General features: G+C 67.0%; 12 protein-coding genes. 6 read left to right on the forward strand and 6 right to left on the reverse strand.

What is annotated here, in order from left to right; genetic code table 11:
• Positions 1 to 124 precede the first annotated feature (124 nt).
• On the reverse strand, positions 125 to 1,147 hold the full coding sequence (locus tag PSA7680_RS18045) for a hypothetical protein (RefSeq protein WP_085870057.1): 1,023 nt from the start codon (positions 1,145 to 1,147) through the stop codon (positions 125 to 127).
• Positions 1,148 to 1,181: 34 nt separating this feature from the next.
• Positions 1,182 to 1,652, reverse strand: coding sequence for a transcription elongation factor GreA (gene greA / locus PSA7680_RS18050; protein WP_085870058.1), 471 nt, complete (start codon positions 1,650 to 1,652; stop codon positions 1,182 to 1,184).
• Positions 1,653 to 1,974: 322 nt separating this feature from the next.
• On the opposite strand from greA, the gene PSA7680_RS18055 reads away from it, so the two are divergent.
• The 3 genes from PSA7680_RS18055 (at position 1,975) to PSA7680_RS18065 (ending at position 6,265) form a co-directional block, all read left to right on the forward strand.
• Positions 1,975 to 3,627, forward strand: coding sequence for an electron transfer flavoprotein-ubiquinone oxidoreductase (locus tag PSA7680_RS18055; protein ID WP_085870059.1), 1,653 nt, complete (start codon positions 1,975 to 1,977; stop codon positions 3,625 to 3,627).
• 99 nt (positions 3,628 to 3,726) lie between these two features.
• On the forward strand, positions 3,727 to 5,439 hold the full coding sequence (locus PSA7680_RS18060) for a tetratricopeptide repeat protein (protein ID WP_085870060.1): 1,713 nt from the start codon (positions 3,727 to 3,729) through the stop codon (positions 5,437 to 5,439).
• Complete coding sequence (locus PSA7680_RS18065; RefSeq protein ID WP_085870061.1) at positions 5,429 to 6,265, forward strand: 4-(cytidine 5'-diphospho)-2-C-methyl-D-erythritol kinase; 837 nt, start codon at positions 5,429 to 5,431, stop codon at positions 6,263 to 6,265. The genes PSA7680_RS18060 and PSA7680_RS18065 overlap by 11 nt, the downstream gene beginning before the upstream one ends.
• Positions 6,266 to 6,292: 27 nt before the next feature.
• Here PSA7680_RS18065 and PSA7680_RS18070 read toward each other — a convergent pair whose 3' ends face one another.
• Positions 6,293 to 7,291 (reverse strand): polyprenyl synthetase family protein, encoded by a 999-nt coding sequence (locus tag PSA7680_RS18070; protein WP_085870062.1) that lies wholly within the window; start codon positions 7,289 to 7,291, stop codon positions 6,293 to 6,295.
• Positions 7,292 to 7,347: 56 nt separating this feature from the next.
• Between PSA7680_RS18070 and PSA7680_RS18075 the strand changes: the two genes are divergently transcribed.
• From PSA7680_RS18075 to PSA7680_RS18085, 3 genes are all read left to right on the forward strand, one after another.
• Positions 7,348 to 7,572, forward strand: coding sequence for a putative signal transducing protein (locus PSA7680_RS18075; protein WP_085870067.1), 225 nt, complete (start codon positions 7,348 to 7,350; stop codon positions 7,570 to 7,572).
• Positions 7,569 to 8,327, forward strand: coding sequence for a tRNA1(Val) (adenine(37)-N6)-methyltransferase (locus tag PSA7680_RS18080; protein WP_085870063.1), 759 nt, complete (start codon positions 7,569 to 7,571; stop codon positions 8,325 to 8,327). The genes PSA7680_RS18075 and PSA7680_RS18080 overlap by 4 nt, the downstream gene beginning before the upstream one ends.
• A 150-nt stretch (positions 8,328 to 8,477) precedes the next feature.
• Positions 8,478 to 8,645, forward strand: a complete 168-nt coding sequence (locus PSA7680_RS18085) for a YdcH family protein (RefSeq protein WP_085870064.1) — start codon at positions 8,478 to 8,480, stop codon at positions 8,643 to 8,645.
• 29 nt (positions 8,646 to 8,674) lie between these two features.
• On the opposite strand, the gene yddG is transcribed toward PSA7680_RS18085, so the two are convergent.
• The 3 genes from yddG to PSA7680_RS18100 all read right to left on the reverse strand — a co-directional run.
• On the reverse strand, positions 8,675 to 9,544 hold the full coding sequence (gene yddG, locus PSA7680_RS18090) for an aromatic amino acid exporter YddG (RefSeq protein ID WP_085870065.1): 870 nt from the start codon (positions 9,542 to 9,544) through the stop codon (positions 8,675 to 8,677).
• Entirely contained in the window at positions 9,541 to 10,488 is a 948-nt protein-coding gene (locus PSA7680_RS18095) for a transcriptional regulator GcvA (RefSeq protein WP_085870066.1), read from the reverse strand. The genes yddG and PSA7680_RS18095 overlap by 4 nt, the downstream gene beginning before the upstream one ends.
• A gap of 314 nt (positions 10,489 to 10,802) precedes the next feature.
• On the reverse strand, positions 10,803 to 10,942 hold a 140-nt coding region (locus tag PSA7680_RS18100; RefSeq protein WP_139838719.1), incomplete at its 5' end, for an SDR family oxidoreductase.

The following is a 10,942-nucleotide window of genomic DNA, read 5'->3' on the forward strand; positions in this document are numbered from 1 at the left end:
ACAGCGGCGAGATCACCGCCCATTCCGCATCGCTCACATCGTGTCTGCCCGTCATGCTCACCTCCGTTTCCGAAAGTGAATCATCACACCGCCAAAAACGGAATCCCGTTTATGAGTTCACGACCTAGTTGAACGTCCCGGAGACCCGGCCCAGCAGCATGAAGGCGCGCGCGGTACGGGTGGAGGAGAAGGCCGCGATCTCGGCATCCGTTGCCCCTTCGGCGAATTCCGCGAAGCGGGTGTCGAACTGGCGCAGGAAGTGGTGGGCCGCGTCCCGGAAGATCGGATCGGCCCGCATCCGGGCTGCCGTCAGCGCGAGCGAGGAACGATCGCGGATCCCGCCCAGCGGCGCCACGGCGCGGCCCCGTTCGCCGGCGGCGAAGGCCCGCCACACCTCGGGGCGGGCGCGATCGGGGCGCAGGTCGTCCATGTAGATGCCTTCCTCGCTCAGAAGCGTCAGAACGTCCTGCGCGGCCTGCACGAGTTTGGCCGTATCCCGATGCTTGAGCGCGAGGCGGAGCGCGGCGAAACCGTCCACGTCATCCACGTCTTCCGGGAAGTTCAGCGCCCGGATGAAATCGGCCCGCGACAGCGGCGGTTGCAGGGCTTCGGCGGGTGTGCCCAGTTCGAGCGCGGCCTGCCCCTCCTCGGTGGCGGTGCGCACGATCTCGTGAGAGATCTTCACCGTTTCGCCCTTCTCGCGGGAGGAGGTGAAGGTGGCGATCCTGTCTTCGGTTTCCTTGGTGCGCGCGGCGATTTCCTCGAGCTTCTTCTCGACGTCGGGCCGGGGCGCCGTTTCCAGGGCCTTCTGCTGCGCGATGTAGCTCTGGCGCAGGGCGTCGATGGCCGCCTGCAGCCGGGCGCTCTCCTCGCGCATGATCCGGCTGCTCTTCGCCGCCCAGGCACCGATCCAGATCATGGCGACGGGCAGGAAGACGGCCATCAGGACCATGACGAACTGCACCGGGTCCAGCCCGCTCAGGGCCTCGGGCGCGTCGCGCATGACAAAGAGGAACCCGCCCACCAGCACGATCCAGACGGCCGTGAGGATCGCTGCGATCCGGTCGGCCGCCCGGGACCCGCTATCGCGGGACTGCACGGAATAGATGCCGGCAACGGGCCGGCCCTTCTCTTGCGGTTCGGCCATGAACAGCCTCCTGCGCGCCCGGGCCGATGGTGCCTCAGACGTAACTCACACTCAAAATCTCGTAGCTCCGGACGCCACCCGGCGTGCGGACTTCGACACTGTCGCCTTCTTCCTTGCCGATCAAGGCGCGGGCCAGCGGGGATTTGAGGTTCAGCAGGCCCTTCTCGATGTTGGCCTCGGCCTCGCCCACGATCTGGTAGGTCTTTTCCTCGTCGGTGTCCTCGTCCACCAGCGTCACCGTCGCGCCGAACTTGATGGCGCCGGACAGGGTGGAGGGGTCGATCACGTCGGCGAGCGAAAGCATGCCTTCGAGTTCCTTGATGCGGCCCTCGATGAAGCTCTGCTTCTCCCGCGCGGAGTGATACTCTGCGTTCTCGCTCAGATCCCCGTGCTCGCGCGCCTCGGCGATGGCCTTGATGATGGCCGGGCGTTCCACCGACTTGAGCCGTTTCAGTTCTTCATCCAGCGCGGCGTGGCCCGCGCGGGTCATCGGTATCTTTTCCATGAATGCCCTGTTTTCTTCGTCTTTGGACCGGCGGCGATATCCCGTTGTTAACTCAGGCGGCGCGGCGAAAGTCAAGCCTGCGCGCGTGGTGCCGGCGCCTGCCTGCCGGCCCCTTCCGAGGTGCCCGGCGACCGGGGAACGGCTTTTGCCGGAAGCGCCCGGCGAAGACAAGGGGAAACGAAGCGGGATTTGCGGGGCCGAATGTCGCTATCGGGCGGAATAACGCTGTGTTCCGATTGACCGCTCGGGGCGGGGTTTGTAGGCCATTTTACCAGAGAGCTAGCGAACATGGATGAGCGCGCTGCGCCGCGGGGAAGAGAATATGTCTGAGATCGAACGCGAATCGATGGAATACGATGTGGTCATCGTCGGGGCCGGCCCCGCGGGGCTTTCGGCGGCCATCCGCCTCAAACAACTGGACGCCGACCTCAACGTCGTCGTGCTGGAGAAGGGCTCCGAGGTGGGCGCGCACATCCTGTCGGGCGCGGTGCTGGATCCCTGCGGCCTGGATGCGCTGATCCCGGACTGGAAGGAAAAGGGCGCGCCGCTCAACACCCCGGTGACGGAAGACAACTTCTACGTTCTGGGCGCCGCCGGCCAGATCCGCGTGCCGAACTGGCCGATGCCGCCGCTGATGAACAACCACGGCAACTACATCGTGTCGATGGGCAACGTCTGCCGCTGGATGGCCGAACAGGCCGAGGCGCTGGGCGTCGAGATCTTCCCCGGCATGGCCTGCTCCGAACTGGTCTACGGCGAGAACGGCGAAGTGAAGGGCGTGGTCGCCGGCGAGTTCGGCAAGAACCCCGACGGCACGCCGGGGCCGGGCTACGAGCCGGGCATGGAGCTGCACGGCAAATACGTCTTCCTTTCGGAAGGCGTGCGCGGCTCGCTCTCCAAGGAGGTGATCGCGAAATACAACCTTTCCGAGGGCCACGAGCCGCAGAAGTTCGGCATCGGCATGAAGGAAATCTGGGAAATCGACCCGGCCAAGCACAAGCCGGGCACCGTGACCCACACGATGGGCTGGCCCCTCGGCTCGAACGCCGGCGGCGGCTCCTTCATCTACCACCTGGAGAACAACCAGGTCTACGTGGGCTTCGTGGTGCACCTGAACTACGAGAACCCGCATCTCTTCCCCTACATGGAATTCCAGCGCTTCAAGCACCACCCGATGGTGGCCGAGCTGCTGGAGGGCGGAAAGCGCGTCGCCTACGGCGCGCGGGCGATCAGCGAGGGCGGCTACCAGTCGATGCCGAAGATGGTCGCGCCGGGGGTGGCGCTGCTGGGCTGCTCGGTGGGCATGGTCAACGTGCCGCGCATCAAGGGCAACCACAACGCGATGCTTTCGGGCAAGGCCGCGGCCGAAGCCGCCTTCGAGGCGATCAAGGCCGATCGCGCGGGCGACGAGCTGACGGCCTATGAAACCGAGGTGCGCGAAGGCGCGATCGGCAAGGATCTGAAGCGCGTGCGCAACGTGAAGCCGCTCTGGAGCAAGTTCGGCCTCACCACCTCGCTCGTGGCCGGCGGCTTCGACATGTGGGTGAACAACCTCTTCGGCTTCTCCCCCTTCGGCACGCTCAAGCATGGCAAGACGGATGCCGAGGCCACGGGCCGGGCTTCGCTCTTCCCGAAGATCGACTATCCCAAGCCCGACGGGAAGCTTTCCTTCGACCGGCTGACCAACGTCAGCTTCTCGATGACGAACCACGAGGAAAGCCAGCCCTGCCACCTGCAGCTGAAGGATCCGAGCATCCCGATCATGGTGAACCTGCCGCAATACGACGAGCCGGCGCAGCGCTACTGCCCGGCGGGCGTCTACGAGGTGGTGCGTGAGGAAGGCAAGGATCCGCGCTTCGTGGTGAACTTCCAGAACTGCGTCCACTGCAAGACCTGCGACATCAAGGACCCCTCCCAGAACATCAACTGGGTGACGCCGCAGGGCGGCGACGGGCCCAACTACCCCAACATGTAACTTTCTCGGCAGCGGGGCGCCCACATCGGGCGCCCCGCATTGCCTTGCCCGTGGCAAAGCCCTAGGTTCGCGCTCAGTAGTTCATGAAACACAGGGGCAATGCGCGTGATCAGGACACAGTGGAAGGCACTTGCCGTGCTCGCAACCATGGGCGCCTCGGTGCTGGCGCCGGGCGCGCAGGCGCAGGACGGGCTGGCGGGAGCCTACCTGGCGGCCCGTCATGCCAGTGTCTTCTCCGATTACGAGGCGGCCGCGGATTACTTCACCCGTGCTCTCGTGCTCGATCCCGGCAACCCGGCCCTGATGGAAAACGCGCTCACCGCCTTCCTCGGGCTCGGGGAGCTTGACCGCGCGGTACCGATCGCGCGCCGGATGGTCGCCGGCGGGATCAACTCCCAGACGGCGCACATGACGCTTCTGATCGACCAGTTCCTCAAGGAAGACTACGCCGCCGCCATCGCCGATCTTCAGGCCGGGCGCAGCGTCGGGCAGCTGGTGGACGGTCTCGCCGTGGCCTGGGCCCTCGTGGGCGAGGGCGAGATGTCGGAGGCGCTGGCCGCCTTCGACGGGGTCAGCGAGCAGCCGGGCCTTGCCGCCTTCGGCCTGTTCCACAAGGCGTTGGCGCTCGCTTCGGTGGGCGATTTCGAGGGCGCGGACGAGATTTTCTCTGGCGAGACGGGCGTGACCCTTCAGGCCACGCGGCGCGGGGTGATGGCCCATGCGCAGGTGCTGGGCCAGTTGGACCGTCACCAGGACGCCATCGAGCTGATCGACGCCGTTGCCGGGCGGGATCTGGATCCAGAGGTCCAATCCCTGCGCGACAGGCTCGCCGCGGGCGAAGAAGTGCCCTTCGACATCGTGCAGAATCCCAAGGAGGGGCTGTCGGAGGTCTTTTCCATGGTGGCCGAGGCCCTGCGGCCGGATGCGCAGCCGGGCTATACGCTGCTCTATTCCCGCGCGGCCGAGGTGCTGCACCCGGGCCAGATCGAGGCCATCCTGATGAGTGCCGGCCTGCTGGAGCAGCTGGAGCGCTACGAACTGGCCACCGAAACCTACGACAAGGTGCCGCCTGATCACCCCTCCTTCCACGCCGCCGAACTGGGCCGCTCCCAGGCGCTGATGGACGCCGGGAAGCCCGAGGCTTCGTTGGAAGTGCTCAAGCAGCTGACCAAGACCCACGGGGATCTGCCGCAGGTCTGGGTGACGCTTGGGGATCGCTACCGCCAGATGGAGCGCTTCGACGAAGCCTCCGGGGCCTACGACAAGGCGCTCGAACTTTACGGCGAGCCGAACGCGAACCATTGGTTCGTGTTCTATGCCCGCGGGATCACCCATGAACGCGAAGGCCGCTGGGAACTGGCCGAGGCCGATTTCCGCAAGTCGCTCGAACTGGTCCCGGGCCAGCCGCAGGTGCTCAACTACCTCGGCTATTCCATGGTCGAGATGCGCCAGAACCTCGACGAGGCGCTGGAGATGATCGAGGAGGCCGTCGCGGCCCGCCCCGACGACGGCTACATCACGGATTCGCTTGGCTGGGTGCTCTACCGCCTCGGCCGCTACGAGGAAGCCGTGGTGCACATGGAACGCGCCGCCGAGCTGATGCCGGTCGACCCGATCATCAACGATCACCTTGGCGATACCTACTGGGCCGTGGGCCGCCACCTGGAGGCCGAATTCCAATGGCGCCGGGCGCTCTCCTTCGACCCGGAACCCGAAGAGGCGGAGCGCATCCGCCGCAAGCTCGAAGTCGGCCTCGACAAGGTGCTCGAGGAAGAGGGCGCGGACCCGATCTCCGTCGCCAATGACGGTTAGGGAGTTCGCCCCGGCGAAGATCAACCTGTCGCTGCATGTGACGGGGCGCCGGGCGGACGGATACCACCTCCTGGATTCGCTCGTGGCCTTCTGCTCGGTGGGGGATTGGATCCTTGCCGGGAAGGCACCGGAAATGCGCCTCGCCGTGGCCGGGCCGCGCGCCGAGGGCGTGCCCCTCGGGCCGGAGAACCTCGTGCTCAGGGCGGCCGGCCTGATGGCGGGGGCGCCGGCGGCGTTGACCCTGGAAAAGCACCTGCCCGCCGCGGCGGGTATCGGCGGCGGGTCGAGCGATGCCGCGGCCACGCTGCGCGCCTTGTCCCGGCTCCACGATGCCCCCCTGCCGGCGCCGGAGGCGGTGCTGGGCCTCGGGGCCGACGTGCCTGTCTGCCTTGCAGGCCGGGGCTGCCGGATGGGCGGCATCGGGGAGCGCATCGCTCCGCTCGAGGCGCCGCTGCCACCGCTGGGAGTCGTTCTGGTGAACCCGGGCATCGACGTGCCGACGCCGGCCGTCTTCAAGGCGCTGGCGGTGCGGGACAACGCCCCGATGCCGGAGGCTCTGCCTCCGCTTCGGGCGTTCGACCCGGTGGTGGCGTTCCTCGCCGCGCAGCGCAATGATCTGGAGGCCCCCGCCCGCGCCATCGCGCCCGCGATCGGTGAGGTGCTGGCAGCCATCGCCGCCACGAAAGGCTGCGGGCTTGCGCGGATGTCGGGCTCCGGGGCGACGTGCTTCGGGCTCTATGAAACCGAGGCGGCAGCGGCATCCGCCGCCGAGGCCCTACGGGGCCGATCCGGGTGGTGGGTCGCGGCCGGGCGGATCCTGCCCTGACCGCTGTTCGCGGTCAGCGGTGCTGGATCAGCTGATCCGCTCGACGACGTAATCGGCGATGTCGATCATCATGTCCCGGATCTCGTGCTCCGGCAGTTCGGCGGCGGCGGCCTTCGCCTTGGCCGACCACGCCAGCGCTTCCCGGCGGGTTTCCTCAAGCGTTCCGTGCTTGCGCAGAAGGCCGAGGGCATGTTCGAGATCGCCGTCTTCCTGTTTGCGTTTCTCGATCACCCGCGCCCAGAAGGCGCGCTCTTCGTCGTCGGCGCGGGCCACGGCCTTGATCACCGGCAGCGTCAGCTTGCCTTCGCGGAAGTCATCGCCCACGTTCTTTCCCGTCTGCTCGGACACGCCGCCGTAATCCAGCAGGTCGTCCACGATCTGGAAGCTCACCCCGAGGGCATCGCCATAGGTGAAGAGCGCGCGGACCCTGGCTTCATCGGCGCCTGCGATCACGCCGCCCACCTCGGTCGCGGCGGAGAAGAGCGCCGCCGTCTTGCCCCGGATCACCTGCAGGTAGATCGCCTCATCGGTGCGCAGATCCTGCGCCGCGGTCAGTTGCAGCACCTCGCCCTCGGCGATCGTCGCGGAGGCGTTGGACAGGATGTCCAGAACCCGCAGGTTGCCGGTCTCGACCATCAGCTGGAAGGCGCGCGAAAACAGGTAATCCCCCACGAGAACGGAGGATTTGTTGTCCCACAGGAGGTTGGCCGTCGGGCGGCCGCGCCGCTGGGCGCTTTCGTCCACCACGTCATCATGCAGCAGGGTGGCGGTGTGAATGAACTCCACCGTCGAGGCGAGGTTGATGTGGTAGCTGCCCTCGTAGCCGCAGAGCCGCGCGGCGGCCAGCGTCAGCATCGGGCGCAGGCGCTTGCCGCCGGCTTCCACGAGGTGGCGCGTCACCTCCGGGATGCGCGGCGCGTGCTCGCTCGCCATGCGTTCGGTGATCAGCCTGTTCACCGCGTTGAGGTCGTCCGCCAGATACGCGCTGAGGCGTTCATGCGGTTTCGTGCTGCTATCCAATGCCATCACGCTCTCGTCACTGCTCTCGACAAATGCAGGGGTCACTCATTAAGTGGGTTGGTATGAAGGAACTGATGCGCACCAACGACCCGACCCTGATCGCATTTGCCAAAGCCCTGCTACAGGGGGAGGGTATAGACTGCTTTGAAATGGACGTAAATATGAGCGTTCTGGAAGGCTCTATCGGCGTTTTGCCGCGCCGCATCCTCGTGCGCAGCCAGGATCATTTTCGCGCCGCCGCCGTGCTGCGCGACAACGAGATCCCGGTCTCGGAAGAGGCCCGGTGACGGCAGCAGATCTGACCTGCGATGCCTTCCTCGGCGGGCGCCTTTCGATCTGGCAACCCCGGAAGGGATATCGCGCCGGCGTGGACCCGGTCCTGCTGGCCGCGGCGGTGGACGCGCGGCCCGGCCAGAGCGTGCTGGAGCTTGGCTGCGGCGCCGGCGTGGCCAGCCTGTGCCTCGGGGCCCGCGTTCCGGGGCTGCAGTTGACGGGCGTCGAAATCCAGCCCTTCTACGCCGGGCTTGCCCGCCGCAACGCCCAGCAAAACGGGCTCGGGCTAGCGGTGCACGAGGCCGATCTGGCGCGGCTTCCGACCGAGTTGAAGGCGCGCAGCTTCGATCACGTCATCGCCAACCCGCCCTATTTCCTGCGCAGCCGCGGCACCGAGGCCCCTGACGCCGGGCGCGAGCGCGCCATGGGCGAGGCCACGCCGCTTTCGGACTGGCTTATGGCCGCCGCGCGCAGGCTGGCGCCGAAAGGCTGGCTCACGCTGATCCAGGATGCCGAACGGCTGCCCGATCTTCTGGCGGCGATGCCGGGGGCGCTCGGCAGCCTGTCCGTTCTTCCGCTTGCGGCGCGGGAGGGCCGGCCGGCCCATCGGATCCTGCTGAAGGCGCGCAAGGGCGGGCGGGCGGCCTTCCGGTTGCATCCGCCGATCCTTCTGCACGAGGGGCGGGCCCATCAGCGCGACGGTGAGGATTACACTGCCGCGATCAGCGCCGTTCTGCGCGATGGGGCGGCTCTGCCGCTGCCCGGTTGAGGCGTCCCGCGCCCTGCTTCGGAAATGCCGCGCTGCGGCGGTGAGCGCGCGTGCCGAAATCCGCCGAAACACGCTGCCCGGGCGTGACACGACTCGGAATATGTGCTGCACTCATCCCGTATTGAAACGATCAGTTATAGGAGGACAAACATGAGCGTCAGCGCACATGTAGCTGAACTGCAAAAGAAGCACCGCATCCTCTCGGAGAAGGTCGAAAACGCGCTCCGAAGCCCCTCCACCGACGATCTCGAGATCGCCGCCCTGAAGAAACAGAAGCTGCGGCTCAAGGAAGAAATCCAGCGCCTTTCCGCAAGCTGACCCCCGACAGACCAGCCTGATTTACGGGCTCATCCAGACTTACGGGCACTGGCGCGCGCCGCCAGTGCCGCACCGCCCGCGATGAGGATCGCGGCCGCCAGCAACAGCCAGCTGGGCGCGGCGATGCCGCTCGCCACGAGCGCCAGCGTCGAAAGCAGCGGCGCCGCGTAGGATGCGACGCCGAGCAACTGTATGTCGCCCTGTTTCACCCCGATGTCCCACACGTAGAAGGCCAGCCCGACGGGGCCGAGGCCGAGGGCGATGACCGAGGCCCAGCCCAGTGCCGTTTCCGGCCAGACCGTCACCTCCAGCGCCATGTGCGCCACGCCGGACAGTGCCGCCGTGGCAAGGCAGAAGACGGCTACGCTTGCCGTGGGGGTTTCGCCGAGCCGCCGCGACAGCACCGAGTAGCCCGACCACGTGAGCGCGCAGAGGAAGGCGAGCCCGTATCCCGGCAGGGCGCTGCCCTCGAAGGCGGCCCCGCCGCGCAGAACGATCAGCGCGGCACCGGAGAAGCCGATCAGGGCGCCCAGGATGTGGCCTGCCCGCAGGTGTTCCCCGGGCAGAAGCCCGGAAAACAGCACGATCAGCAGGGGCCAGAGGTAGGCGATCAGCCCGGCTTCCGCGGCGGGCGCCATGCGCAGGGCGGAAAAATACAGAAAATGGTAGCCAAAAAGGCCGAGAGTTCCGAAGGCGTAGACACGCAGAGGCACCTGCCGCAACTGCGAAAAGCCATCCGTCCGCCAAAGCCAGGCCAGCCCGAGCGCGCCCCCGATGGAAAAGCACATCGCGTTCAGCAGCAGCGGCGGCACCGGGGCTGAGCCGACGGTAAAGAGCGCCAGAAGCGCCCAGAGCAGGACGGCGATGAAACCGATGGCGGTGGCCCTGTTCTGCGTCATTTCGGGGAAACATCCTTTACGTCCACGAAAGTGAACTCTTCGCTGATATGGGCCAGCTTGGCAATCTCGGCGATGATCCAGTCGTGGAAGGCGCGGATGGCCGGGCGGTCTTCGGTGCCGGGCAGGCAGACGAAGCGGAAGTGGGCGTCGATGGCGAGGGCGGTGCGGAAGGGGGCCACCAGCCGGCCCTCGGCGATGTCCTTCACGATGAAGCCGCGCCGCCCGAGCACCACGCCGGCACCGTTCAGGGCGGCGTCGATGGCATGATCGGCCTGGGTGAACCGCGCGCCGCGGGTGGGGGCGAAATCCTCGCCCACGGCGCGGAACCAGGCTGCCCAGTCGCAGGGCGGATCGAGGAATGCGATGGAATCATCGTGCAGCAACGGGGCGCTCTTCAGGCTCTCGACCGTGGGGTAGCGCCGATGCAGTTCAGGCGTCATCACCGGGGTCAGCCACTCCTGCGCCAGCGGGCGCGAATGCAGGCCCACGTCCGGGCCGCGCCCGAAACGGATGGCCACGTCCACGTCGTCGCGGGCGAGATCCACGATCTTGAGCGTTGCGGCGAAGCGCAGTTCGATCTCGGGGTGATCCTGCGCGAACTGAAACAGGCGCGGGGCAAGCCATTTCGCGGTGAAGGCGGGGCCGGCGGTCACGCTCAGGGTGTTGCTCTCGCTCAGACGCCGCGCGCTGCGCCAGGCCGCGGCCAGCCTGTCGAAACCCTCGGTGGTGCCGGGGCTCAGGGCCTTGCCTGCGGCCGTCAGCTCGACGGCGCGGTTCAGGCGCAGAAACAGGGGCTGCCCGAAATGGGCCTCCAGCGATTTGATCTGGAAGGAGAGGGCGGCTGGGGTGACGTTCAGCTCCTCCGCGGCCTTGGCGAAGCTCAGGTGGCGGGCGGCGGCCTCGAAAGCGCGCAGGGCGGTGAGCGGAGGAAGGCGATCAGGCATTTCACACAAGTAAAACTTAATCGACGCCTTGGAAAGTCTCGTTTGTGGGCTTGTTCTTGGCGCGTCATATTGATTGCAGACAAGGAACACTTAAGGAAAGCGAGATCGACATGTTCGAGAGCACTGCCCAGACCCGCACCCGCGATGCGATCCGCGCCGCCCACGCCGAGCGCGGCGCCGCCTTCGCCGGGATGATGAAATCCCTCTTCTCCCGCCAGACTTCCCGCTGATCGTTTCCAGTAGATCCGTGGAAAGCAAAGGGCCGGCCTCCCGTTCAGAGTGCCGGCCCTTCCTTTTCGTCCGCTGACGCGCGATCAGCTCATGTATTGGCCGCCATTGGCGGAGATGGTGGAGCCGGTGATGAAGGCGGCGTCATCCGCGGCGAGGAAGGCCACGCAGCGGGCGATCTCCTCGGCTTCGCCGAGGCGGCCCACCGGGATCTGCGGCAGGATGA

This window comes from Pseudoruegeria aquimaris, assembly GCF_900172235.1.
In the GTDB taxonomy this organism is placed as follows: domain Bacteria; phylum Pseudomonadota; class Alphaproteobacteria; order Rhodobacterales; family Rhodobacteraceae; genus Pseudoruegeria; species Pseudoruegeria aquimaris.